The sequence below is a fragment of the Mycobacterium sp. NGS59 genome (genome assembly GCF_059812345.1).
Genome location: NZ_JCALCN010000017.1, coordinates 65,777 through 90,559, shown reverse-complemented (window position 1 = coordinate 90,559; position 24,783 = coordinate 65,777). Strand labels below are relative to the sequence as shown.

Here is a 24,783-nt window from a genome sequence, read left to right as displayed (position 1 = left end):
GTCTTCTTCTTTACGAGCGATCCCCATCGTAGGTGAAGCCCCGCTGCCGGACCCCGGTCCTCAAGCCAAGCGGATCAACCCGTAGTCGTAGCCGCGCCGGCGGTACACCACGGACGCCTGGTCGGTCTCCTTGTCCAGAAACAGGAAGAAGTCGTGCCCGACCAGCTCCATCTCGTAGAGCGCGTCGTCGACCGACATCGGTTTGGCCGGGTGGTCCTTGGTGCGCACCACCCGTCCGGGTGCGTGGTCGTGCTGTTCCGGCTCGACACCGTCGTGATCGTGCGCCTCGGTCGGCGCGGCGCTGAACGCGTTCTCCGGCGGTACCACCGCGGTGGCCTCGGCCAGCGACACCGGGGTTTTGTCGCCGTAGTGCACCTTGCGGCGGTCCTTGCCTCTGCGCAGCCGGCTCTCGAGTTTGACGACGGCCGATTCCAGTGCGGCGTAGAAACTGTCGGCGCAGGCCTCGCCGCGGACCACCGGACCGCGACCGCGGGCGGTGATCTCGACGCGTTGACAGGCCTTGCGCTGACGGCGATTGCGTTCGTGGTCGAGTTCGACGTCGAAAAGGTAAATGGTCTTGTCGAACCGCTCGCAACGGGCGAGCTTCTGTGAGACGTAGACCCGGAAGTGGTCGGGGATCTCGACGTTGCGGCCCTTGAACACGATATCCGCGCCGGCCGTCGGTTCGGTCTGGTCTTCGGTTCCTGCAGAGTCCACCGTGTCTAGCACTTGCTGGGAATCAACGGAAAGCCTTGACATTGTTGACAACTCGTTTCTCTTTTCACGTCACACGCACCATGCGTGCCCGGCAATGGCAATACGCGCCGACGGGGTAAGAACGGGTCTGTGGAAGCCACCGTCGCAGGCTGCCCGCCGGAGCAAGAGATCGAATACTCACCTCCTACCGCGGGTACCGCGGAACTCGGGCAATATCGCGACGTAAGTCGTCGAATCTGCTTCCGACGTTAGCCCGTGTTCGCCTCACCGTGCCACTCAATTCGCAAACCTGTTGCGAGTTCTTTGAATTCACCGCTCGCCGCTACCGCTCACGCTGCCGCCAGCGTCAGCACCCCTGCCACCACGACGCCCGCGGCCTGCAGCACGCGGACCGATTCGGCGGCCGTTGCGCCGGTGGTGACGACGTCGTCGACGACCAGCACCTCACCGCGCGGCACCGGAGCGCGCAACAGCACCCGCCCGGCCACGTTGCGTTCGCGCGCCGAGGTGCCCAGGCCCACCGAGTCGCGCACCAGTGCCCGCATCCGCAGTGCCGTGACGACGTGGATGTCGGGATTGCCGGCGACGGCGGCCCTGGCCACCCGCGCGACGGGATCGCCGCCGCGCCGCCGCGCCGCAGACCACCGGGTCGGGGCGGGCACCAGCGTCAACGGCGTGCCGACCATCCCCCAGACCAGCAACCGGTGCACCCCCACGGCCAGTGCGTACGCCAACGGCGCGACGAGGTCACCCCGGCCTCGCTCCTTGAGCGCGAGGATCGCCTGCCGCCGCGCGCCGGCGTAGCGGCCCAGCGAGAAGATCGGCACGTCGGGATCCACCCGCCGACTGACCAGCTGCGGTTCCCCGGCGGCCACCGACAGCTCGCGGGCGCACGCCGCACACCAGCGCGTCCCGGGCGCTGCGCAGCCGCCGCACTCCAGCGGCAACACGAGGTCGAGCACCACGCCAGTCTGGCCACCGGGTCTGACATGTCCCGACCGGAGACCGAGCTGTAATCAAACCCTGACCGAAAGCGCACGCGCGCTTACCTATTCGCCGTTGCGGCGCGCCCTACGATCCGAGCGACGACAGACTCGAATGTTGGGAGAGCACGATGCGGGCGGCAATACGGTCACTGGTCGTGATCCTCGGGATCACCGCGACGGTGTGCACCGGGCAAGCCGGCGTGACGCTGACGGCAGTGCACGAGCAGGCCCACCTCGACATCGCCTCGGTGCTACCCGCGCGCGGGGCGGTGGTGGGTGTCGCGCATCCCCTGGTGGTGACGTTCGGCGGTCCCGTCACCGACCGGCAGGCGACCGAGCGTGCCATCGAGGTGAAGTCGGTGCCGGCGATGTCCGGCAGGTTCGAGTGGCTCGACCGCAACGTCGTGCAATGGGTTCCGGACCGCTACTGGCCGGCCCACAGCACCGTGATGCTGTCGGTGGGCGGCCTGCGCACCGAGTTCCAGACCGGCCCGAAGGTCGTCGGCGTGGCCGACATCACCAATCACACGTTCACCGTGCGCATCGACGACGCAGCGGCGGGCCCGCGGCCGGCGCCGCACCACCGGCCGCACTTCGGTGAGGAAGGGGTGCTGCCGGCGTCGATGGGCCGGCCGGAGTTCGCGACCCCGGTGGGCACCTACAGCGTGCTCGCCAAAGAGCGCTCGGTGATCATGGATTCGAGTTCGGTGGGCATCCCCGTCGACGACCCGGACGGCTACCAGCTCAAGGTGGACTACGCGGTGCGCATCACCAACCGGGGGCTGTTCGTGCACTCGGCTCCGTGGGCGGTTCCGGCGATGGGCCTGGAGAACGTCAGCCACGGTTGCATCAGCCTGAGTCCCGCCGACGCGGAGTGGTATTTCGACACGGTCAACGTCGGTGACCCGGTGATCGTGGAACAGGGGGTGAGCAGAGCGGGAGACAAGGAGGCCGACAAGGTGCGTCAGCTGCCGCCTTCGTAGCCCGCGTTAGCGCGCCAGGCCGGGGATGGCCGCACAACCGGCGGCCGCCATGGTCGAACCGGTCAGCGTGGCGGGGATGGGCGCAGCCGGAGGTTCCGCTGCCGGGCCGGGCAGCACCACGGGCGCGGCGGCCTGCGCCGGCGGCGCACTCATCGGCGCACCCTTGCCCGTGCCGGCCGCTTTGGTCACCGGAGCGGCGGGCACCCCGTCGGCGGGCAGCGCGCCCGCCCCGGCGACCGGCACGATCGGCGCGGCGGGCACCACCGGCGCCACCGGCACCGGCGGTAGGACCGGGGGCGCGGCGGGCACCACCGGCACCACCGGGACCGCCCCGGCCACCGGTCCGGGCAGGGCCATCGGCGCGATCGGCGCCGCGGGGACCACTCCCGTCAGCTGGTCGACGCACCCGGCACCGCCGGTCCGCAACGGCGTGGCCGAGCCGTCCGGGCTCAGCGCCAAGGCGGCTCCGCACAGCCCGGCGCTGACCGCAACCGCAACGCTGAATCGCTCCAAGCTCCGCAATGCCTGTTTCTCCTTGCTCGTGCCCGATGGTCCCCGAACCGTATCGACCGCCCAGACCTGGGCAAACATCAGTTGCCGAACCGATACGCAGCTCGCGCCGTGCCGTGACCTCGGGTTGGCCGAACGGTGACTTCGATCAGTCCGAACCCCACCACAGCGACGGCCAGCTGAAGCTCAGCGCGCCCTGGCTCAGCCGGGTGATCAGCTCCTCCAGCGCCCGCAGCGGCAGCTCCATGCGCCATTCCGGCAGTAGTCCGGACACCCGCAGACCGTCCGGCGACAGCTCGACACCGGTGATCATCAGGCCGAGCGGCAGTTCCGGCAACGGCACCCGGTAGGACGGGGTCCGCACCGGCAGCTTCCACCTGCGGTGTCCGGCGACGACGGCACGAGGGCGCAGCCACAACGTGTTCCCGGTGACGTCGGCGTCGACCTCCAGACCACCCAGCGCCGGTTGCCGCGCCCAGCGCAGTCGCGCGGTCCCGTGCTCACCCAACTCACTGCGCAACTGCGGCGCCGCTTGGCGCAACACGTCGTCGAAGACCTCTTCGGAGAGCTCGGAGGACAGGTTTGCCGGGGCCGCCACCACCATCGGCGGGACCCCGGGCCGGATGTGCACGTTGTGCAGCACGGCAACGGCGCTCTGCAGCCGGTTGTCGTCCCATTTGATGTCGCGGGCGGCCACCCGGACCTCGCCCAGCTGACCGACGGGGAGACCCTGCGGGTCCAGGTCGGACTCCAGCTCGGTCACGGTGAGCACCACGTCGTGCTCACCGATGCGCACCGTCAGTTCCTTGCCGACGAGTAGCTGCTGCAGCGTGGCGAACAACGTCTTGTAGGGCACGGCGGCGGCCTGCGCGCCCACTGCCGGCAACCCCGTGGACGACCACAGCGACGCCAGCGCCTCCAGGGCGCGGAACGGGTCATCCCAACGCAGGAACGGAACCTTCGGCATCTACCGTGATTACCCCGGTAAGACCGGGGCCGCTCCCCCGATCATCAGGCCGGCCACCTCCGACCAGCCCTGCTGGGATTCAGCGGCCGACGCCGAGTACATCAGCACGCCCTGCGGGCCGCCCACATACACCGTGGACGGGTTCGCGGCGATCGCGAACAACGGGATCTGCAGGCCGCGGGACGGGGCGTCGGAGTTCACCCCGTCGAGATTGACGTAGGACACCGGATGGGTGGCGTCGTTGCGGGTGACGACGACGTCGTCGCCGGTTCGCCAGTACAACGACACCACCGAGGTACCCAGACCGAAGCCCAGCCGGCGTGGATAGGTCAGGGCGAACTGGCCGGCCTGGGTCTGCTCGACACCGGCCAGGATCACCTGTCCCCCGATCACCATGGCCGCGCGGGTGCCGTCGCGGGACAGCTGCAGGTCGGTGATCGGGCCCGGGAATCGGCTGGACACCGCGGTGGAGTCCACCGGGATGCGCGCCGGCTGGCCCGACGCCGGTTCCTGGATCGCGCGCAGCACGTTGTTGGTGTCGACCACCACCCACACCGCGTCGTCCAGTGACCAGCTGGGCCGCGACAGGTTGTGCCCGTCGGCGGACTGCACCGCCTCACCCCCGAGATCCCCGATCCACAGTGACGCGGCCATGTCCGGGGCGCCGCGGCGCAACGTCACCACCGACGCCACCTGCCGCCCACTGCGCGACAACGCCGCCCCGGTCTGGTCGCCCATCCGCCCGAACGCGCCGGGCACCGTGGTGACCTGCTGTCCGTCCAGCGCGACCAACGACCCGTTGACCAAGGCGTGCAGACCCGCGCCGGCGCCGTCGGCCACCCCCGGGTCGGTGGCCGCGACGTCGGAGGTGTTCCAGCCCTGCGCGAACCTGTCGTCGAGCGGGGCGCCGTCGGCGTTGATCACGTACGGGCCGCGGATATCGGCGCGGGCCAGCGTCCAGATGATCTGCGCGGCAAGCAATGCCCTGCTGTGCGGGTCGGTGGTGGTCAGCTTCTCCAGGTCGATGCGCGCGCCGCCGTAACCCTTGCCGATGCCGTTCTTGCCGCCGTCGGCGCGGGTCACCGGACCGCGCAACCGCAGCGGCGGCGCCAACAGGTTGCGTACCGTGTGCGCCATCTCCGGCCGCGGCCCGGCCAGCAGCTTGGACACCAGCTCGGTGGCCAGCTGGTCGTGGTCGGAGACCGCCACGTAGCGCGGATCGGGCACCACCGTCTTGCCGGTGGGGTCGGCGAAGTACAGCGTGTTGCGTTTGTAGGTGGCCTGGAACTGTTGCCAGTCCAGGAAGACGCCGTTGGGCAGCTTGTCGATGCGCCACCCTCCCGGGGTCTTGACCAGTTCGATCGGGCCCGGGTCCGGCAGCTGCCCCTCGGCGGTCTCGAAGACCCCGACGTCGGACAGTGAACCCAGGATGTCGGCCCGCATGGTCGCCGAAACCCGTTCGGCGCCACGGGTTTCCACGAACACGACGTGGTCGATCAGCAGCGCGCTACCGGCGTCGTCCCAGCCGTTGGAGGCCGACTGGGTGAGGAACTGGCGCGCCGCCAGGTGCCGGTTGGCCGGGTCGGCGGTGGCCTTGAGAAATTCGCGCAGCAACACGTCGGGGTCCATGCCCGGGGTGGGTTTGGGCAGGTTCGACGGCGCCGGGCGGTCGACGGTGCCGATGGCCTGCGGGGCCGAGGAGCTGGGCACGCTCGCGCATCCGGCCAGCACCACAGCGGTCATCAGCAGGGCCAGGATCGTACGCATCACACGCTCCACTCCGCGGGCTCGCGGTGGCGGGTGATCGGTTGCGGGCCCGTCGGGGTCAACGGTTGGGGGCTGGGCTGCCCGGAGGTGGGCGGGATCGGTTTCATCGGCAGCGGACTGGTGGTCACCTTGTGCCCGCGCACCAACGGCAGGGTCAGCCGGAAGCAGGCGCCCTCGCCGGGCTCTCCCCAGGCCTCGAGCCGGCCCTGGTGCAGCCGCGCGTCCTCGATGCTGATCGCCAGTCCCAGCCCGGTGCCGCCGGAGCGGCGCACCCGCGACGGGTCCGAGCGCCAGAACCGGCTGAACACCAGCTTCTCCTCGCCGGGGCGCAACCCGACGCCGTAGTCGCGAACGGTGACCGCGACCGTGTCTTCGTCGGCGGCCATCCGGATCCGCACCGGCTTGTGCTCGGCGTGGTCGATCGCGTTGGCGATCAGGTTGCGCAGGATGCGTTCCACCCGGCGCGCGTCCACCTCGGCGATCACCTCCTCGGTCGGCATGTCCACCAGCAACTCGATGCCCGCGTCCTCGGCCAGGTGCCCGACATTGCCCAACGCGCTGTTCACGGTGGTGCGCAGATCGACCGACTCGACGGACAACTCGGCCACCCCGGCGTCGTGGCGGGAGATCTCCAGCAGGTCGTTGAGCAGGCTCTCGAACCGGTCGAGCTCGTTGACCATCAACTCGGTGGAGCGCCGCAGCGTCGGGTCCAGGTCGTCGGCGTGGTCGTAGATCAGGTCGGCAGCCATGCGCACCGTGGTCAGCGGGGTGCGCAGTTCGTGGCTGACGTCGGAGGTGAAGCGGCGTTGCAGGTTGCCGAACTCCTCGAGCTGGGTGATCTGGCGGGACAGGCTCTCGGCCATGTCGTTGAACGACACCGCCAGCCGGGCCATGTCGTCCTCACCGCGCACCGGCATCCGCTCGGACAGATGCCCTTCGGCGAACCGCTCGGCGATCCGCGACGCGGAGCGCACCGGGTTCACCACCTGACGGGAGACCAGCAGTGCGATGCCGGCCAGCAGTACCAGCAGCACGACGCCGCCGGTCGCCATCGTGCTGCGCACCAGCGAGATGGTGGCCTGCTCGTTGGCCAGCGGGAAGATCAGGTACAGCTCCAGGTTGGCCACCCGCGACGACGTCGGCGTCCCGACGATCAGCGCTGGCCCGGAAAAGCCGTCGGTCTGCACGGTGGCGTACTGGTAGGCGGCCTGACCGGCCTTGACGAAGCCGCGCAACGCGTTGGGCACCTGATCGACGGGCCCGGCGGTGGACGCGGCCCGCGGGCCGTCGCCGGGCACCATCAGCACCGCGTCGAAAGCGCCGGCCAGCCCGGCGCCGGAGGCCGGATCGGTTTTGGACGTCAGCGTGTTGCGGGCCAGCTGCAGGCTGCTGTCCAGGGAGCGGGTTTCCTCGCCGTTGACGATCCCGGTGACGGTGTTGCGGGCCCGCTCGATCTGGTCGATCGCGGCCTTGACCTTGATGTCGAGCACCCGGTTGGTGACCTGGCTGGTGAGGACGAAGCCCAGGGCCAGGATCACCGCCAGCGAAAGACCGATGGTCAAGGCGACCACGCGCAGCTGCAGCGATCGACGCCAGACGACGGCGACGGCGCGACTCAACGCGCTCATACCGCGGGGCAGGGGTCCCGAACGCCCCCAACGGCCTCTACTACGTCGCGGGGAGCGCCAGATCACCTACGCCGCGCTCTCCAAGCCGGGATCACGGAGGTCCGGCCTTGTATCCCACTCCTCGAACGGTCAGAACCACGGTCGGGTTCTCGGGGTCCTTCTCGACCTTCGCGCGCAGGCGCTGGACGTGCACGTTCACCAGGCGGGTGTCCGCCGGGTGCCGGTATCCCCACACCTGTTCGAGCAGCACATCACGAGTAAACACCTGGCGCGGTTTACGCGCCAACGCGACCAGCAGGTCGAACTCCAGCGGGGTGAGCGAGATCTGCTCGCCGTTGCGGGTGACCTTGTGGGCCGGCACGTCGATGTCGACATCGGCGATGGACAGCATCTCGGCCGGCTCGTCGTCGTTGCGGCGCAACCGCGCCCGCACCCGCGCCACCAGCTCCTTGGGCTTGAAGGGCTTCATGATGTAGTCGTCGGCGCCGGATTCCAGACCCAGCACCACGTCGACGGTGTCGGTCTTGGCGGTCAGCATGACGATCGGCACCCCCGAATCGGCACGCAGCACCCGGCACACGTCGATGCCGTTCATGCCGGGCAGCATCAGGTCCAGCAGCACCAGATCGGGGCGCAACTCACGCACCGCGGTCAGGGCCTGAGTACCGTCACCGATCACCGCGGTGTCGAAACCCTCCCCACGCAACACGATGGTGAGCATCTCGGCCAGCGAAGCGTCGTCGTCGACGACCAGAATCCTTTGCCTCATGGCCTCCATGGTGTCACCAGATCAGGACAAAACTGTCGCGCCACACGGGCGTTTCGTGATTGATGAGGACAAATCGAGGCGATTTTGTGCTAAACGACGGTCAAAGTGGCCGCCAAGGCCTCCGGATCGACGTCGGCGTACACCACCAGCCAGCGTCCGCACCACTGCGCGGCGGCCAGCTCCCCGTACACCGCGCCGGTTCGCCGCTGCAGTCCGTCGTCGCGTTCGTAGCTGTCCCGGGCCCGTTGCGGGTCTTGTTCGGCGCGGCTGCGGGCGCGCTGGTCGGCGAGTTCGGCGGGTACAGCGAGCAGGATCTGGCAGTCCGGGCGCGGCAGCCCCAGGCGCTCGTATTCGATCTGCCTAATCCAGGCCACCGCCTCGCCGGTCGCGTCTTGATGCAGGCGCGCCGCGCTGTAGGCGGCGTTGGAGGCGACGTAGCGGTCCAGGATCAGCACGTCGTGTTCGGCGGTGAGCCCCTGGATCTCCCCGACGGCCCCGGCGCGGTCGAGCGCGAACAGCGTCGCCATCGCATATACCGACTCGGCCAGGTCGCCGTGGGCTCCGCGTAGCGCCTCGGCCGCGAGGTCGGCGGTGATCGAGCGCCCGTAGCGCGGGAACGCCAACGTGGCCACCGACTTGCCGGCCGCCTCGAAGGACCTGCGTAGGCCCTCGGTCAACGTCCGCTTGCCCGAGCCGTCGACGCCTTCGATCGCGATCAGCACCGCGCCGCCCGCCGGTCAGCCGTCACGCTGGCGTGACGCTCGGTGTCGGTTGCCACGCTGGCGTGACGCTCGGTGTCGGTTGCCACGCTGGCGTGACGCTCGGTGTCGGTTGCCACGCTAGCGTGACGCTCGGTGTCGGCCGTCACGCTGGCGTGACGCTCGGTGTCGGTTGCCACGCTGGCGTGACGCTCGGTGTCGGTTGCCACGCTGGCGTGACGCTCGCGATAGAGCGACCGGGCTCAGTAGCGGTAGTGGTCGGGCTTGTACGGGCCCTCGACGTCGACGCCGAGGTACTCGGCCTGCTCCTTGGTCAGCTTGGTCAGCTTCCCGCCGAGCGCCTCGACGTGGATCCGCGCCACCTTCTCGTCCAGGTGCTTGGGCAGCCGGTACACCTCGTTGTCGTACTCGTCGTTCTTGGTCCACAGCTCGATCTGCGCGATGGTCTGGTTGGCGAAGCTGTTGCTCATCACGAACGACGGGTGCCCGGTGGCGTTGCCCAGGTTCAGCAGCCGGCCCTCGGAGAGCACGATGATCGAGCGGCCGGTCTCGCCGAAGGTCCACTTGTCGACCTGCGGCTTGATGTTGAGCCGGGTCGCCCCCGAGCGCTCCAGCGCGGCCATGTCGATCTCGTTGTCGAAGTGGCCGATGTTGCCCAGGATCGCGTGGTCCTTCATGGCCTTCATGTGCTCGAGGGTGATGATGTCCTTGTTGCCGGTCGAGGTCACCACGATGTCGGCGTTGGCGATCGCGTCCTCGACGGTCACCACGTCGTAGCCCTCCATCAGCGCCTGCAGCGCGTTGATCGGGTCGATCTCGGTGACGGCCACCCGCGCGCCCTGACCCTTGGCGGCTTCCGCACAGCCTTTGCCGACGTCGCCGAAGCCACAGATCAGCACGTTCTTACCGCCGATCAGCGCGTCGGTGCCGCGGTTGATGCCGTCGAGCAGCGAGTGCCGGGTGCCGTACTTGTTGTCGAACTTGGACTTGGTCACCGAGTCGTTGACGTTGATCGCCGGGAAGGCCAGGTCGCCGGCGGCGGCGAACTGGTAGAGCCGCAGCACGCCGGTGGTGGTCTCCTCGGTGACGCCCTTGACCGACTCGGCGATCTTGGTCCACTTCTCCTTGTCGGTCTCGAAGCGCTTACGCAGCAGGTTCAGGAAGACCTTCCACTCCGCGGAGTCGTCCTCCTCGGCGGGCGGGACCACACCGGCCTTCTCGTACTGCATGCCGCGCAGCACCATCATGGTCGCGTCGCCGCCGTCGTCCAGGATCATGTTGGCCGGCTCGCCCTCCCAGGTGAGCATCTGCTCGGCGCACCACCAGTACTCCTCCAGCGTCTCGCCCTTCCAGGCGAACACCGGGACACCCTTGGGCTCGTCGGGCGTGCCGTGTGGGCCGACGACGACGGCCGCGGCCGCGTGGTCCTGGGTGGAGAAGATGTTGCAGGACGCCCACCGGACCTCAGCGCCCAGCGACGTCAGGGTCTCGATCAGCACCGCGGTCTGCACCGTCATGTGCAGCGACCCCGAGATGCGGGCCCCCTTCAGCGGCTGCACCTCGGCGTACTCCCGGCGCAGCGACATCAGGCCGGGCATCTCGTACTCGGCCAGGTCGAGTTCCTTGCGGCCGAAATCCGCCAGCGACAGGTCGGCGACCTTGAAATCGATGCCGTTGACGACGTCGGGGGTCAGCGAATTTTCGGTCGTGGTCATGGTCGTGTTTCATCCTTCGTGCGGGCTTGTGAAAAAGGCAGGCGGCTACAGCGCCGAGGTTTGATCCTCAGCCACTGTAGCCGCCCGTCGGTATACCCCTACCCAACTGGGGGACTGTCAGGATTCCAGGTTCACCCCGTGCCGCTCCGCGAAGGGTGTCATCAGCCGGGCCAGGTCGGCCGCGACGTCGTGGTCGGACTCCGGCGGCATCGACACGTAGCTCAGGCACAGCCGCACGATCGCCCGGGACAACACGTTCGCGTCGTCGTCGCTGGTGGCCAGCCAGGTCTGGGTGAACGCCGTGGACAACCGCGCCGACGCCCGGGTGATGATGGGCGCACTGTCGGTGGTGATCAGCTGCAGCAGATCCGGCTTGGCGACCCCGGTCAACAGCGAGATCACCAGCGGGTCGGCCGCCGTCTCGACGAAGAAGGCGCGGAAACCCTGCAGGAACGACTCGTAGATGTTGCCGATGTTGGCCTCCAGCGCCGCCTTGACGGTGTCGACCAGTCGGTCGGCCAGACGCAGGGCGTAACCCTGGGCCAGGCCCTGACGGGAGCCGAACTCGTTGTAGATGGTCTGCCGGCTGATGCCGGCGGCCCGGGCCACGTCCGAGAGCGTGATGGCCGACCAGTCGCGGGTCAGCAGCAGGTCCCGCATCGCGTCCAGCACCGACTCACGCAACAGGGCCCGGGAGGCCTCGGCGTACGGAATCCGCTTCACAGGCGCGACCATAGCTGTTTTGGCCACGAAGTTGGTGCCGATCATGGGCGAGCCACCTCCACCATCACGAAGTCCGACTTCGCCGCGCCGCAGTCCGGGCAGCTCCAGTCCTCGGGGATGTCGTCCCAACGGGTGCCGGCAGCGATGCCGTCCTCCGGCCAGCCCAGCGCCTCGTCGTATTCGAAACCACACTGCACGCACTGGTAGAGCTTGTAGTCGTCGTTCATGGTCTTGCTCCTAACCTTGGACGGGTTCGAAATCGGGCTTCTCTCGGACGGCGCAGTCCGGGCAGGTCCAATCGTCGGGAACCTGGTCCCACGGCGTGCCGGCCGGAAACCCTTCCCTGGCATCGCCTTTGGCTTCGTCGTAGACGTAGTCACACACCGGACACTTGTAGGTGCTGGAAACCGTCATGCCGCGAGTTCCTTCGGGGCTCCGTACTTGGCCAGCAACTTCTCCCGCAGCCGCGGCTGCACGTTGACCTTGGTGATGTCGCCGTCGTAGTGCTCGAGCACCCGGTGGTCCATCACCTTGCGCCACAGCGGCGGGAAGTAGGTCAGCCCGATCATCGACGCGTACCCGCTGGGCAGGTTGGGTGACCCTGCCATGCTGCGCAGCGTCTGGTAGCGCCGGGTCGGGTTGGCGTGGTGGTCGCTGTGCCGTTGCAGGTGGTAGAGGAACAGGTTGGTGACGATGTGGTCGGAGTTCCAGCTGTGCACCGGTGCGCACCGCTCGTAGCGACCGTTCGGGTTCTTCTGCCGCAGCAGGCCGTAGTGCTCGAGGTAGTTGACGGCTTCGAGCAGGGAGAATCCGAAGATCGCCTGGATGATCAGGAAGGGGACCAGGCTGACACCGAACACCGCGATCAATACCCCGAACAGCACCGCGGTCATCGCCCAGGCGTTCAGCACGTCGTTGGACAGGTAGGTCCGGGGGTCCCAGGGGCTCTTGCCGAGCCGGCGGATGCGTTGCGCCTCGAGGTGCACCGAGGAGCGGGCGCTGCCGATGACGCTACGCGGCAGGAACTCCCAGAACGTCTCGCCGAACCGTGACGACGCCGGGTCCTCCGGGGTGGAGACGCGCACGTGGTGGCCGCGGTTGTGCTCGATGTAGAAGTGCCCGTAGGCGGTCTGCGCCAGGGTGATTTTGGACAGCCAGCGTTCCAGCGAGTCCTTCTTGTGCCCCATCTCGTGTGCGGTGTTGATCCCGACGCCGCCGAGCACACCCACCGATAGCGCGACGCCGATCTTGCCCAGCCAGCCCAGTCCGCCTTCAGAACCAGGGAAGCCGAGCCAGCTGAGATCGGACGCGGTGAACAGGTAGGCACCCAGGATCATGCTGGCGTACTGGAACGGGATGAAGATGTAGGTGCAGTAGCGGTAGTACTTGTCGTTCTCCAGTTGCTCCATCACCTCGTCGGGCGGGTTCTGCCCGTCCGGCCCGAACCGCAGGTCGAGAATCGGCAACAGGATGTACAGCAGGATCGGCCCGATCCACAACGGCACCTGCGCCGCGGTGTGCCAGCCCAGCTGGTTGAGACCCCAGACGATCGGCAGCATCACGAACAGCATCGTCGGCGGAATCAGCCCCATCAGCCACAGATAGCGCTTCCTGTCGCGCCACTGTGTCGCCGGCGCTTCCGCGCTCAGGGCGTCGATGTGTGTGGTCATATTCCAAACCTCCTTGTGTGTCACCCCACGTTGAGATTGGACATTACGGCAGTCTGCGTCTCCTGTCTAGACACAGAGCGCTGTTTTGTAAAGCAACTGTCCAAATTGATCGGATTTGTCTAGCTGCGGCTCCCCTGAGTCGAGTGCCGGCGCCCGTAGCCGAGGTAGATGACGACCCCGATCAGCAGCCACACACCGAACCGCACCCAGGTCAGCGCGGTCAGGTTGAGCATCAGCCACAGGCACGCGCACACCGACGCGATCGGCAGCAGCGGCACCCAGGGCGCCTTGAACCCGCGTTCCAGGTCGGGACGCGTCCTGCGCAGCACGATCACGCCGGCCGACACCAGCACGAACGCGAACAACGTGCCCACGTTGACCATCTCTTCGAGCTTGTCGATGGGAAAAACCGAGGCCGTGGCGGCGATCACGACAGCGACCAGCACGGTGATGCGCACCGGCGTGCCGCGTTTGCCGGTCTTGGCCAGGCCGCGCGGCAGCAGCCCGTCGCGCGCCATCGCGAACAGCACCCGGCACTGGCCGAGCATCAGCACCATCACCACCGTGGTCAGCCCGGCCAGCGCGCCCACCGAGATGATGCCGCTGGCCCAGTAGATGCCGTTGGCCTGGAACGCGGTGGCCAGGTTCGCCGAATGATGGTTCACCGTCTTGAGTTCGGTGTAGGAGACCATGCCCGACAGCACGATCGACACCGCCACGTAGAGCACGGTCACCACACCGAGCGACGCCAGGATGCCGCGGGGGACGTTGCGCTGCGGCTCCTTGGTTTCCTCGGCCATGGTGGCGACGATGTCGAAGCCGATGAACGCGAAGAACACGATCGACGCGCCTGCCAACACGCCGTACCAGCCGTAATGGCTACCTCCGGCGCCGGTGAGCATCGACAGCACCGACTGGTCCAGACCGCTCCCGCCGTGTTGGGTTTCCGGTTCGGGGATGAACGGCTGGAAATTGGCCGCCTTGATGTAGAAGGCCCCGACTATGACCACCAGGATGACCACCGAGACCTTGATCGCGGTCACCACGGCGGAAAAGCGCGAGGACAGTTTGGTGCCCAGCGCCAGCAGGACCGCCACCAGCGTGACGATCAGCAGGGCACCCCAGTCGACGTTGAACCAGCGGAAATGGGCGGTGGCCCCGGCGAAGTCGAACACCGTGCCGAGATAGCTCGACCATCCCTTGGCGACGACGGCGGCACCGATGGCCAGTTCCAGCACCAGGTTCCAGCCGATCACCCAGGCCAGCAGTTCGCCGAAGGTGGCATAGGAGAAGGTGTAGGCGCTGCCGGCCACCGGCAGGGTCGAGGCGAACTCGGCGTAACACAGTGCTGCCAGCGCGCAGGTGGCCGCGGCGATCAAGAACGAGATCCAGATGGCCGGCCCGGTGATGTCGCCGGTCGTCGAGGCGGTCACGGTGAAGATGCCGGCCCCGATCACCACCGAGACGCCGAAGACCACCAGATCCCACCAGGTGAGGTCCTTACGGAGCCGGGTGCTCGGCTCGTCGGTGTCGGCGATCGACTGCTCGACCGTTTTCGTGCGCCAGCGATTCGCCATCCGACCCGTTCCCTTCAAAGCGCCGCGGTGCGTTCTGTGACCGGACAGTACTGGGTACTCTGCCCAGATGGTGGGGAGCGCAGGGAACAGAAATCACGCAGTCGTCATCGGCGCCAGCATCGCCGGGCTGTGCGCGGCGCGGGTGCTGTCCGACTTCTATTCGCGGGTGACGGTCTTCGAACGCGACGACCTGCCCAGCGAACCCGCCAACCGCGCCACCGTCCCCCAGGACCAGCACCTGCATCTGCTGATGGCCCGCGGCGCCAACGAGTTCGAAAGCCTCTATCCGGGTCTGCTGCAGGACATGGTCGCCGCCGGTGTGCCGATGCTGGAGAACCGCCCGGACTGCATCCATCTGGGCGCGGCGGGTCACGTGCTGGGCACCGGCCACACGCTGCGTGACGAGTTCACCGCCTACGTGCCGAGTCGCCCGCACCTGGAATGGCAGATCCGGCAACGCACCGCGGCCATCGACAACGTCCAGATCGTGCAGCGCCCCGTCGCCGAGCCACGGTTCGAGCCCCCGTTACAGCGGGTGACGGGCGTGCTGCTGGATCCGCGGGAACCGGGAGAGGACCCCGAATTCGTCGAGGCCGATCTCGTCGTCGACGCGGCCGGACGCGGCACCCGGCTACCGGTGTGGCTCACCCAGTGGGGCTACGAGCGCGCACCCGAGGCGACCGTGGACATCGGCATCAACTACGCCACTCACCGCTTCCGGATGCCCGAGGGCCTGATCCAGGAGAAGGTGGTGGTGGCCGGCGCCTCGCACGACCAACCGCTCGGGCTGGGCATGTTGTTCTACGAGGACCGCACCTGGGTGCTGACCACCTTCGGGGTGGGGCATGCCAAACCGCCGCGGACCTTTCCCGAGATGCTGGGGCTGGCCAAAGAGCTGTTACCCGACCATTTCAACGCCGCGCTGGCGCAGTCCGAACCCGTCGGCGAACCGGCCTTCCATGCTTTTCCGGTCAGCCGGTGGCGGCGCTATCACAAGCTGGAGCGCTTCCCGGCCGGAATCGTGCCGATCGGCGACGCGGTCGCCAGCTTCAACCCGACGTTCGGCCAGGGCATGACGATGACGTCGCTGCAGGCCGGGCATCTGCGCCGGGCACTGGAATCACCGGAGGAAGATCTGGCCACCGAACTGAGTCGCCTCACCGCCAAGACCACGTTCCCGGTGTGGATGATGAACGCCATCGGTGACGTGACGTTCCACCACGCCGTCATGGACCCCGAACCACGGTGGTATCGCGCGGCGGGCGGCTTGTTCGAGCAGTTCCTCGGCGCCGCGGAGACGAATCCCGTTCTGGGAGAATGGTTTCTGCGTCGATTCTCCCTGCTCGACAGCCTGTACATGATCCCGTCGCCGTCGATACTGGGTCGTACCATCGCGCACAACATGCGGCTCTGGCTGGGCGAACAGCGGCAGCGTCGGCGCCCGGCTACAGCCCGACGGTAGCGCGGAACAGCTGGGCCGGCGCCTCGGCGGACAGCCGGATCGGACCGTCGTCGGCGCCCACCCAGGCGGCGGCGCCGCGATCGAGGATCAGGGTGTCGGACTTGGCGTGCACTGTCACCGATCCCTCGGCGCACAACAGGATCTGCGGACCGTCATGCCGGGACGGCGCGTCGACCTCATGGCCCAGCTGGTCGCCGTCGAGCACCAACAAAGCGACCGCGAACTCCTCGGCCGGGGTTTCATAGCACAGCGCCAGCCCGTCGGGGCGGACCGGCGGGCGCAGTTGCGACTCGGGGGTGGGGGTGAAGTCCAGCACCCGCAGCAACTCCGGCACGTCGACGTGCTTGGGGGTGAGTCCGCCGCGTAATACGTTGTCGGAGTTGGCCATTACCTCCAGCGCGAAGCCGCGCAGGTAGGTGTGCAGGTTGCCGGCCGGCAGGAAGATCGCCTCACCCGGGGCCAGGCTGATGCGGTTGAGCAGCAGCGCGGCCAGCACGCCGGCGTCGCCGGGGTAGCGCTCCCCCAGCTCCAGCACCGTCCGGGCTTCAGCGGCGAATTCGGTTGCGCCGGAACTGACGTAGTGGATGGCGCCGTCGAGCACAGCGGGCACCAGGACGTCGAGGTCGGGTTGGGGTGCGGTGATCCAGGTGGTGAACAGCGCGCGCAGGCCGTCAGCGTCGGACTGGTCGTCGGATCCGTCGCCGGATCCGTCGTCGGATCCGTCGCCGGATCCGTCACCGAGCAGGTCGATGAACGGGTCGAGGTCGGAGACGGCCAGCGCCTGGAGCAGCGCGCGGGTGCGTGCCACCTGCCGGAAACCGGCCAGCGCCTCGAACGGCTGCAACGCCACCAGCAACTCCGGCTTGTGGCTGGTGTCGCGGTAGTTGCGGACCGGCGAGTTCACCGGGATGCCCAGTCGCTCTTCGCGCAGATATCCCTCGACCGCCTGCGCGGCGCTCGGATGAGCCTGCAACGACAGCGGTTCGTCGGCGGCCAACACCTTGACCAGGAACGGCAGCACGTCGCCGAACCGCGCCCGCGACGCCGCGCCCAGCTGTCCGTCCGGGTCGGCGGTCAGTGCCACCAGCAACGAGGTCTCACCGTCGGCGGTCTCCAAGAAGGCCGGGTCGCCGGGGTGGGCGCCGAACCACAGTTCGGCCTCGGGATGCGCGGCCGGTACCGGCCGCCCGGTGAACTCGGCGAGGGCGATGCGCGATCCCCAGGCGTAGGTGCGCAAGGCTCCGCGTAGCAAGTCCACCGTCTTCTATCCCCGTGCCAGTCGCAGGTAAACCGCGGCCATTTCCAGCCGAACGGCCAATACTGCCAGTTGCTCCTCCACGCGCTGGGTGGCGGTCGGCGTGGTCGTGACACCCGAGTCGTCCTGCGCCCCCACCAGATACACGTCGTCGAGCCCGGCCACCCGGGCGGCCACGACCGTGCGCTCGGCGCTCAGCGTCAGCGCCAGCACCCGCAGCCGCTGCGGCAGCGGCCCGTCGATCTGCTCGTCGTGGAACAGCGCGTCCGTCACGCTGCCGTAAGCGTCGGGTCCGTGGCGCAGCGCGGTCACCGCGTCCGCCAGCCCGGTGGCCGCGACGACCTGCTGAGCGTTGCGCAGCAGCACCGAACTGCCGTGCCGGGCCAGCGCCAGCGTCGCGGCATTGTCTCCGGTCAACGCGACCCGGCAATCGGTCATCCGCGCGGCCAGCGTCTTGGCCGGATTGGTGAACAACTCGCGCGCGGCGCTGTTGCGTAGCGCCTCGGCGTCCAGTTCGTCGGCCAGCGCGGCGAGGTCGAATCCCAGCCTGGGGTCCACGGTCTGCAGCACCGCCAGACCGGCGGCCAGGTACCGGCACAGCCCGAACCCGTCCGGCGTCCACAGCCGCGGCGCCAGCACCGCGACCCGGCCGGCCGTCGAGTCCCGCAGCGGACCCTCGTACGGCGCCGCCACCACCACCCGCGCGCCCCGGCGCACCCCGGTCGCGGCCGCGCCGACCAGCGCCGGATCACCGGGGTCGTCCCCGGCCACGATCAGCACGTCCAGCGGCCCGACCCACGGCGGCGCCTCGGTCGCCAGCACGATCGGCGAGGCGGCGGCGGTGGTCAGGGTCGAAGCCAGCAGGACGCCCGCCGTCTCGGCGGTACCGCGGCCGGCCACCCAGATCACGCTGCGCGCACGGTCGTTCCCGCGCAGCGGATCCAGGTCACCTTCCTCCAGCGCGGCGGCCACGGTGCGCACCTGCGCGCCGGCCATCGACGCCGCCCGCAACAGGCCGTCCCGGTCGGCGGCGAGCAGGCCGTCGGCGTCCTCGAGGTCGATCGCCCCGACGGCGTTCACGTACCGGCCCCGGACCGGGCGCCCTGGGCCGCGATCCTTTCGCTGACCTGTGCGACCACCGCGTCCACATCCTCGATGCTGCGCCCCTCCACATTGAGCCGCAATAGCGGTTCGGTGTTGGAACTGCGCAAGTTGAACCAGCTGCCGTCGCCCAGGTCCACCGTCACCCCGTCCAGGTGATCGATGGAGTGGATCCGGCTGCCGAACGTCTTGAGCACCGCGTCCACACAGGCCGGTGCGTCGGCGACCTTGAAGTTGATCTCACCGGAGGATTCGTAGCGCTGATAGTCCGCGGTCAGCTCCGAGAGCGGTCGGTGCTGCTCGCCGAGGGCCGCCAGCACGTACAGCGCGGCCAGCATGCCGGAGTCGGCGCCCCAGAAGTCGCGGAAGTAGTAGTGCGCCGAATGTTCGCCGCCGAAGATCGCGCCGGTCTCGGCCATCAGCGCCTTGATATAGGAGTGACCGACCCGCGAGCGCAGCGGTGTGCCGCCACGTTCGGCCACCAGCTCGGGCACGGCGCGGGAGGTGATCACGTTGTGGATCACGGTGGCGCCGATCTCGCGGCCCAGTTCGCGGGCGGCCACCAGGCTGGTGACCGTGGACGGCGAGACCGGCAGGCCGCGTTCGTCGACGACGAAGCAACGGTCGGCGTCGCCGTCGAACGCCAGCCCGATATCGGCGCCGGTTTCGCGCACGAAGTCCTGCAGGTCCACCAGGTTCGCCGGGTCCAGCGGGTTGGCTTCGTGATTGGGGAACGTGCCGTCGAGCTCAAAGTACAAGGGCAGCAACGTGATCGAGCCGATCGCGCCCAGCACTGCCGGGGCGGTGTGCCCGGCCATGCCGTTACCGGCGTCCACCGCCACCCGCAACGGGCGCAGGTCGGCGGTGTTGACCAGCGAACGCAGGTACACCCCGTACTCGACCAGCACGTCTTTGTCGCTGACCGACCCGCGCGGCCGGTCCTGCGCGTTCGGCACCCCGGCGATCAGGTCCTCGCTGATGGACGTCAGTCCGGTGTCCTTGCCGACGGGTTTGGCGCCGTTGCGGCACAGTTTGATGCCGTTGTAGGCCGCCGGGTTGTGGCTGGCGGTGAACATCGCGCCGGGGCAGTCCAGCAGGCCGGACGCGAAGTACAGCTGGTCGGTGGAGGCCAGCCCGATCCGCACCACGTCCAGGCCCTGGCCGGTGACGCCGTCGGCGAACGCGGCCGCCAGCGACGGGGAACTGTCACGCATGTCGTGGCCGATCACCACCTGGCCGGCGCCCTCACCGCGCATCAGCCGGGCGAACGCGGCGCCGACGTCGGCGACGAACGGCTCGTTGATCTCTTCGCCCACCAGTCCGCGAACGTCGTAGGCCTTGATGACACGGTGGACAGCCTCCGCGGGCCATGACATTCTGCAGCGCTCCTGACGACGTGAACTCTTGGCCGCCAGCCTATCGGGACGCCTTAGTCAGCCGGGTCGGGCAGCACCCGCAAGTGTCCACGCCGGCGTCCGGACCGGTGTTCCGGCGGGGCCAACACGGACCCGCTCGGCGCGGCGTGCGCTCCGGCCGGATGCAGATGATCGCCGTTGGCGCGCGGGACGTCGTCGTATCCGTCGTATCCGTCTGTGCGCGTGCTGAACCCGTTGACGATCGCAGTTCCGCGGGCCACGGCACCCTCGCGTACCGCGTCGGCCAGCGCCACCAGGTCGTCCTCGTCGGGATTGGCGGGCTCGCAATTGAGCGGGCCGGCGTGGCGCACCAGGTCCCAGCCACGCGGGGCGGTGATGCGACCGGCATGGCCGACGCACAGGTCCCAGGAATGGGGTTCCCGCGCGGTGGCGAGTGGTCCGACCACCGCAGTGGAGTCCGAGTAGACGAACGTCAGCGTTGCCACTGCGTAGTGCGGACACCCGGGCCGGCAGCAGCGACGGGGTACGTTCACGCTCGAAAGGCTATCGCGGGTAAACGTCGCTGAAGCGCCGGACACGCGGGGTCCGATGTGTAACCGTTACCATCGGCGCGTGAGCGATTCCCGCGGCTCCGGCCGCAGTGGTCGGCCGGGGGGCGGCTGGACCGGGACGTCCGGGCACCGGTCCCGACGGCGGGGTCGCGAGCTGCGCGGTCCGTTGCTCCCGCCCACGGTGCCGGGCTGGCGCAGCCGCGCCGAGCGGTTCGACATGGCGGTGCTCGAGGCCTACGAACCCATCGAGCGGCGCTGGCAGGACCGGGTGTCGGAACTGGACGTCGCCGTCGACGAGATCCCACGGATCGCCGCCAAGGATCCCGGCAGCGTGCAGTGGCCGCCCGAGGTGATCGCCGACGGGCCGATCGCGCTGGCCCGTCTGATTCCCGCCGGAGTCGACGTGCGCGGCAACGCCACGCGGGCCCGAATCGTGTTGTTTCGCAAGCCAATTGAGCGACGAGCCAAGGACACCATCGAACTCGGCGACCTGCTGCACGAGATCCTGGTGGCGCAGGTGGCCATCTATCTGGACGTGGAGCCCTCGGTCATCGACCCGACGATCGACGACTGATCTTGGCCTGGGCGGCTCAGATGATGCCGCGCTTGAGGCGGCGGCGTTCCCGTTCGGACAGGCCGCCCCAGATGCCGAAGCGCTCGTCGTGCGCCAGCGCGTACTCCAGGCATTCATGACGGACCTCGCACCCCAGGCAGATCTTCTTGGCCTCGCGGGTCGAGCCGCCCTTCTCCGGGAAGAAGGCCTCGGGATCGGTCTGCGCGCACAGCGCCTTGTCCTGCCATTGGTCGGCAGGGACTTCCGGCAGCGGCTCGGGCTCGAATACGGCGGGCGCATCCGGGACGACGCTGAGATGAGGACGGACCGGTGCCGTCGGCATCGGCAGATGTGTCACGGCCGAGCCGGAGTTGGTGTGCGGCACGCCTCCCATTACGCCCCGAAGGTGCTCATAGGACATGACCCCGCCTCCTCGCATAGAGAATGAAATGGTTTCCCACTGTTCTGATGTACAGATGCCCAATTCGAACAAGTGATCGAATCTCGGTCTGCGACACCGGAACCGGCCGGCCAACCGGGAAATGACACTGATGTGATTAGACACGGGCGGGTGACCCTGGTCAAGCACTTCGCCGCATTTCCATACCATCTCGTGATCGAATTTCGGCGTTTCTGTTGTTCGGCCACATGGGCGTGTCGGACACAGTAGTATCACAAGTCCCTTGTGCCACAGTGGTTACCGAGGAGATCCCGGTTTCGGGGGGCGGGTACTGTCCTGCGGTGTGAAGGTCACCGTGCTGGTCGGCGGGGTCGGCGGCGCCCGATTCCTGCTCGGCGTGCAGCAGTTGCTCGGCCTTGGGCAGTTTGCTCGATCGGATCAGACCGAGCATGAACTGACCGCCGTGGTCAACATCGGTGACGACGCCTGGATCCATGGCGTACGCATCTGTCCGGACCTGGACACCTGCATGTACACCCTGGGCGGCGGGGTGGACCCGGAGCGCGGCTGGGGTCACCGTGACGAAACCTGGCATGCCAAAGAGGAACTCGCGCGCTATGGCGTGCAGCCCGACTGGTTCGGCCTGGGTGACCGGGACCTGGCCACCCATTTGGTTCGCACTCAGATGCTCAACGCCGGCTACCCGCTGTCGCAGATCACCGCGGCGCTGTGCGACCGCTGGCAACCCGGCGCACGGTTGCTGCCGGCCAGCGACGACCGCTGCGAGACGCACGTGGTGATCACCGACCCCGAAGCCGGGACCCGGCGGGCGATTCACTTCCAGGAGTGGTGGGTGCGTTACCGTGCCCAGGTACCCACCCACAGCTTCGCTTTCGTCGGAGCCGAAAAGGCCAGCGCCACAACCGAAGCGACGGCGGCCATCGGTGAGGCCGACGTAATCATGCTGGCACCGTCCAATCCGGTGGTCAGCGTGGGCGCCATCCTGGCGGTGCCGGGCATCCGGGCCGCGCTGCGGGCCACCGGCGCCGCAGTCGTCGGATACTCACCGATCATCGGGGGAAAGCCGTTGCGCGGCATGGCCGATGCCTGCCTTTCGGTGATCGGTGTGGATAGCACCGCGCAGGCGGTGGGTCGGTATTACGGTGCCCGCCGAGGCACCGGGATCTTGGATCACTGGTTGGTGCACGACGGCGACACCGCCGAAATCGACGGTGTGACCGTGCGTTCCATACCGTTGTTGATGAGCGATCCGGCAGCGACGGCCGAGATGGTGCGTGCCGGGCTGGATCTGGCGGGCGTGGCGGTGTGAGCGGGCCCGGTCCTCATTTCGAACCGGCGCTGCCGCCGGCGGGTGAGCACGGCACCGCGACTGCGATCGAAATACTGCCTGTCACCGGGCTTCCCGAGTTCCGTCCGGGTGACGACCTCAGTGCCGCCCTGGCCGCGGCGGCGCCGTGGCTGCGCGACGGGGACGTGTTGGCGGTCACCAGCAAGGTCGTGTCCAAATGCGAGGGCCGGCTGGTTCCGGCACCCCTCGATCCGGAGCGCCGAGACACCTTGCGCCGCAAGCTCGTCGACGGCGAAGCGGTGCGGGTGCTGGCCCGCAAGGAGCGTACGTTGATCACCGAGAACCGGCTGGGCCTGGTGCAGGCCGCCGCCGGGGTGGACGGATCCAACGTCGGCCGTTCGGAATTGGCGCTGTTGCCCGTCGACCCGGACGGCAGCGCGGCCGCGCTGCGGGCCGGGTTACGCGCGCGGCTCGGCGTCACCGTCGCCGTCGTCATCACCGACACCATGGGCCGCGCCTGGCGCAACGGTCAGATCGACGCCGCCATCGGCAGCGCGGGAATTGCTGTGCTGCATAACTATTCGGGGGCTGCCGACCGGTACGGCAACGATCTGGTGGTGACCGAGATCGCCGTCGCCGACGAGGTGGCCGCCGCCGCCGACCTGGTCAAGGGCAAGCTGACCGCGATGCCGGTCGCGGTGGTGCGCGGGTTGGACCCGGTGGACGACGGTTCGAGCGCGCGGCAGTTGGTGCGCGCCGGTTCCGAGGACCTGTTCTGGCTGGGCACCGCCGAGGCGCTGGATCTCGGCCGTCGTCAGGCGCAGCTGTCGCGTCGTTCGATCCGCCAGTTCAGCGACCAGCCGGTGCCACCCGAACTCGTCGAAGCCGCCGTCGCCGAGGCGTTGACCGCCCCGGCGCCCCACCACACCCGCCCGGTGCGGTTCGTCTGGCTGCAGACCGCCACGGTCCGAACCCGGCTGCTGGACCGGATGAAGGACAAGTGGCGCGCGGACCTCACCGCCGACGGCAGACCCGCCGACGCGGTGGACCGCCGGGTCTCGCGCGGCCAGATCCTCTATGACGCACCAGAAGTCGTGATTCCCATGCTGGTGCCGGACGGCGCCCACAGCTATCCCGATGCCGCGCGCACCGAGGCCGAGCACACCATGTTCACCGTCGCGGTCGGGGCTGCCGTGCAGGGGCTGCTGGTCGCGCTGGCGGTGCGTGGAGTCGGCAGTTGTTGGATCGGGTCGACGATCTTCGCCGCCGATTTGGTCCGCGCCGAGTTGGGGCTGCCCGCCGACTGGGAACCGTTGGGCGCGATCGCCATCGGGTACCCGGCCGAGCCCGCCGGGTTGCGCGACCCGGTCCCGGTCGACGACCTGCTGATCCGCAAGTGAAGACCTCCGCCGGCGCGGGTTTTGACAGACGAGGCGCGCGATGAACCTCCGGGACTCGGTGATCGAACTGCTGGGCGGTTGGGAGACACCTGACCCCGCCCAGGATGCGCTTCGGCAGGCCGTGCTGACCTTCGTGCTGGCCCGCGAAGACTCCTGCGTGCGCGAATGTGTACCGGGCCACGTCACCGCCTCGGCGTTGGTGTTCGACGACAGCGGCGAACGGGTGCTGCTCACCCTGCACCCCAGGCTGGGCCGCTGGGTGCAACTGGGCGGGCACTGCGAACCCGAGGACACCGACATCCTGGCCGCCGCACTGCGCGAAGCCACCGAAGAGTCCGGCGTCGACGGGTTGCGCGTGGACCCCGAACTCGTTGCGCTGCACGTGCATCCGGTCACCTGCTCACTGGGCGTGCCGACCCGGCACGTGGATCTGCAGTTCGTGGCCCATGCACCGGCCGGGGCTCAGATCGTGCTCAGCGACGAGTCCGACGACCTGCAGTGGTGGCCGGCCGAGGCGTTGCCGGACGGCACCGATCACGCCCTGAAGTACCTGGTGGACCGCGCCTCAGCGCGCCGCACGTCAGTGCGGCGAGCAGACGCAAAAGCCCCCTGAAACGGCCGTTTCAGGGGGCTTTTGCGTCTGCT

26 protein-coding genes are annotated in these 24,783 nt (G+C 68.6%); 6 read left to right on the top strand and 20 right to left on the bottom strand.

All coding sequences use genetic code 11. The features are described 5' to 3' along the window. Positions 1-60: 60 nt before the first annotated feature. The gene (gene hpf / locus AC5Y46_RS18385; protein ID WP_499992435.1) at positions 61-759 is read right to left on the bottom strand and encodes a ribosome hibernation-promoting factor, HPF/YfiA family; all 699 of its coding nucleotides are present in this window, start codon (positions 757-759) and stop codon (positions 61-63) included. Positions 760-1,046: 287 nt separating this feature from the next. Beyond that, the gene (locus AC5Y46_RS18380; RefSeq protein WP_499992434.1) at positions 1,047-1,679 is read right to left on the bottom strand and encodes a ComF family protein; all 633 of its coding nucleotides are present in this window, start codon (positions 1,677-1,679) and stop codon (positions 1,047-1,049) included. A 152-nt stretch (positions 1,680-1,831) separates the two neighbouring features. Here AC5Y46_RS18380 and AC5Y46_RS18375 point away from each other — a divergent pair, with 152 nt between their 5' ends. After that, positions 1,832-2,686 (top strand): L,D-transpeptidase, encoded by an 855-nt coding sequence (locus tag AC5Y46_RS18375; RefSeq protein ID WP_499992433.1) that lies wholly within the window; start codon positions 1,832-1,834, stop codon positions 2,684-2,686. Positions 2,687-2,692: 6 nt separating this feature from the next. Here the strand turns inward: AC5Y46_RS18375 and AC5Y46_RS18370 are convergent, their stop codons facing one another. The 13 genes from AC5Y46_RS18370 to AC5Y46_RS18310 form a co-directional block, all read right to left on the bottom strand. Continuing rightward, positions 2,693-3,208, bottom strand: a complete 516-nt coding sequence (locus tag AC5Y46_RS18370; RefSeq protein WP_499992432.1) for a hypothetical protein — start codon at positions 3,206-3,208, stop codon at positions 2,693-2,695. 136 nt (positions 3,209-3,344) lie between these two features. After that, on the bottom strand, positions 3,345-4,163 hold the full coding sequence (locus AC5Y46_RS18365; RefSeq protein WP_499992431.1) for an LmeA family phospholipid-binding protein: 819 nt from the start codon (positions 4,161-4,163) through the stop codon (positions 3,345-3,347). Positions 4,164-4,172: 9 nt separating this feature from the next. After that, positions 4,173-5,930, bottom strand: a complete 1,758-nt coding sequence (gene lpqB / locus AC5Y46_RS18360; RefSeq protein ID WP_499941773.1) for an MtrAB system accessory lipoprotein LpqB — start codon at positions 5,928-5,930, stop codon at positions 4,173-4,175. Beyond that, positions 5,930-7,624 (bottom strand): MtrAB system histidine kinase MtrB, encoded by a 1,695-nt coding sequence (gene mtrB, locus AC5Y46_RS18355; protein ID WP_499941771.1) that lies wholly within the window; start codon positions 7,622-7,624, stop codon positions 5,930-5,932. The genes lpqB and mtrB overlap by 1 nt, the downstream gene beginning before the upstream one ends. A 25-nt stretch (positions 7,625-7,649) precedes the next feature. Next, complete coding sequence (gene mtrA, locus AC5Y46_RS18350) at positions 7,650-8,336, bottom strand: two-component system response regulator MtrA (protein WP_065160645.1); 687 nt, start codon at positions 8,334-8,336, stop codon at positions 7,650-7,652. Positions 8,337-8,416: 80 nt separating this feature from the next. Then, positions 8,417-9,049, bottom strand: a complete 633-nt coding sequence (locus tag AC5Y46_RS18345) for a dTMP kinase (RefSeq protein WP_499992430.1) — start codon at positions 9,047-9,049, stop codon at positions 8,417-8,419. Then, the gene (locus AC5Y46_RS18340; protein WP_499992429.1) at positions 9,043-9,255 is read right to left on the bottom strand and encodes a hypothetical protein; all 213 of its coding nucleotides are present in this window, start codon (positions 9,253-9,255) and stop codon (positions 9,043-9,045) included. The genes AC5Y46_RS18345 and AC5Y46_RS18340 overlap by 7 nt, the downstream gene beginning before the upstream one ends. Before the next feature lie 33 nt (positions 9,256-9,288). After that, the gene (gene ahcY / locus AC5Y46_RS18335) at positions 9,289-10,761 is read right to left on the bottom strand and encodes an adenosylhomocysteinase (RefSeq protein WP_499992428.1); all 1,473 of its coding nucleotides are present in this window, start codon (positions 10,759-10,761) and stop codon (positions 9,289-9,291) included. 117 nt (positions 10,762-10,878) lie between these two features. Then, positions 10,879-11,529 (bottom strand): TetR family transcriptional regulator AlkX, encoded by a 651-nt coding sequence (gene alkX / locus AC5Y46_RS18330; protein ID WP_499941763.1) that lies wholly within the window; start codon positions 11,527-11,529, stop codon positions 10,879-10,881. After that, positions 11,526-11,711 (bottom strand): rubredoxin, encoded by a 186-nt coding sequence (locus AC5Y46_RS18325; protein ID WP_499941761.1) that lies wholly within the window; start codon positions 11,709-11,711, stop codon positions 11,526-11,528. The genes alkX and AC5Y46_RS18325 overlap by 4 nt, the downstream gene beginning before the upstream one ends. A 10-nt stretch (positions 11,712-11,721) precedes the next feature. Then, a complete protein-coding gene (locus tag AC5Y46_RS18320; protein WP_499941759.1) occupies positions 11,722-11,898 on the bottom strand; it encodes a rubredoxin in 177 nt (58 codons plus the stop codon). Then, positions 11,895-13,154 carry an alkane 1-monooxygenase gene (locus AC5Y46_RS18315; RefSeq protein WP_499941757.1) on the bottom strand — a complete coding sequence of 420 codons (1,260 nt, stop codon included), beginning with the start codon at positions 13,152-13,154 and terminating at the stop codon, positions 11,895-11,897. Before AC5Y46_RS18315 ends, AC5Y46_RS18320 begins: the two co-directional genes overlap by 4 nt. Positions 13,155-13,273: 119 nt before the next feature. Further along, positions 13,274-14,731 (bottom strand): amino acid permease, encoded by a 1,458-nt coding sequence (locus AC5Y46_RS18310; protein ID WP_499941755.1) that lies wholly within the window; start codon positions 14,729-14,731, stop codon positions 13,274-13,276. A 67-nt stretch (positions 14,732-14,798) separates the two neighbouring features. Between AC5Y46_RS18310 and AC5Y46_RS18305 the strand changes: the two genes are divergently transcribed. Beyond that, on the top strand, positions 14,799-16,193 hold the full coding sequence (locus tag AC5Y46_RS18305; protein WP_499941753.1) for an FAD-dependent oxidoreductase: 1,395 nt from the start codon (positions 14,799-14,801) through the stop codon (positions 16,191-16,193). Here AC5Y46_RS18305 and manA read toward each other — a convergent pair. The 4 genes from manA to AC5Y46_RS18285 are packed head-to-tail and all read right to left on the bottom strand — an operon-like array spanning position 16,177 to position 20,458. Then, positions 16,177-17,451, bottom strand: coding sequence for a mannose-6-phosphate isomerase, class I (gene manA, locus AC5Y46_RS18300; RefSeq protein WP_499941751.1), 1,275 nt, complete (start codon positions 17,449-17,451; stop codon positions 16,177-16,179). The two genes, AC5Y46_RS18305 and manA, sit on opposite strands and share 17 nt — an antisense overlap. Positions 17,452-17,457: 6 nt before the next feature. Next, positions 17,458-18,528, bottom strand: coding sequence for a TobH protein (locus tag AC5Y46_RS18295; protein WP_499941750.1), 1,071 nt, complete (start codon positions 18,526-18,528; stop codon positions 17,458-17,460). Further along, complete coding sequence (locus tag AC5Y46_RS18290) at positions 18,525-19,925, bottom strand: phosphomannomutase/phosphoglucomutase (protein ID WP_499941748.1); 1,401 nt, start codon at positions 19,923-19,925, stop codon at positions 18,525-18,527. Before AC5Y46_RS18290 ends, AC5Y46_RS18295 begins: the two co-directional genes overlap by 4 nt. 53 nt (positions 19,926-19,978) lie before the next feature. Then, entirely contained in the window at positions 19,979-20,458 is a 480-nt protein-coding gene (locus tag AC5Y46_RS18285) for a DUF3499 domain-containing protein (protein ID WP_499941746.1), read from the bottom strand. 172 nt (positions 20,459-20,630) lie between these two features. On the opposite strand from AC5Y46_RS18285, the gene AC5Y46_RS18280 reads away from it, so the two are divergent. Next, complete coding sequence (locus AC5Y46_RS18280) at positions 20,631-21,050, top strand: metallopeptidase family protein (protein WP_499941915.1); 420 nt, start codon at positions 20,631-20,633, stop codon at positions 21,048-21,050. A 16-nt stretch (positions 21,051-21,066) separates the two neighbouring features. Here AC5Y46_RS18280 and AC5Y46_RS18275 read toward each other — a convergent pair whose 3' ends face one another. Then, the gene (locus AC5Y46_RS18275) at positions 21,067-21,423 is read right to left on the bottom strand and encodes a WhiB family transcriptional regulator (protein ID WP_499941913.1); all 357 of its coding nucleotides are present in this window, start codon (positions 21,421-21,423) and stop codon (positions 21,067-21,069) included. A gap of 349 nt (positions 21,424-21,772) precedes the next feature. Between AC5Y46_RS18275 and cofD the strand changes: the two genes are divergently transcribed. Genes cofD through AC5Y46_RS18260 form a run of 3 tightly spaced genes read left to right on the top strand, consistent with a single transcriptional unit; the run spans position 21,773 to position 24,751 of the window. Next, positions 21,773-22,759: a 2-phospho-L-lactate transferase gene (gene cofD / locus AC5Y46_RS18270; protein WP_499941744.1), complete on the top strand. Its 987-nt coding sequence runs from the start codon at positions 21,773-21,775 to the stop codon at positions 22,757-22,759. A 29-nt stretch (positions 22,760-22,788) separates the two neighbouring features. Further along, complete coding sequence (locus AC5Y46_RS18265) at positions 22,789-24,138, top strand: coenzyme F420-0:L-glutamate ligase (RefSeq protein WP_499941911.1); 1,350 nt, start codon at positions 22,789-22,791, stop codon at positions 24,136-24,138. A 40-nt stretch (positions 24,139-24,178) separates the two neighbouring features. Further along, positions 24,179-24,751 (top strand): NUDIX hydrolase, encoded by a 573-nt coding sequence (locus AC5Y46_RS18260; protein WP_499941743.1) that lies wholly within the window; start codon positions 24,179-24,181, stop codon positions 24,749-24,751. Positions 24,752-24,783 lie beyond the last annotated feature (32 nt).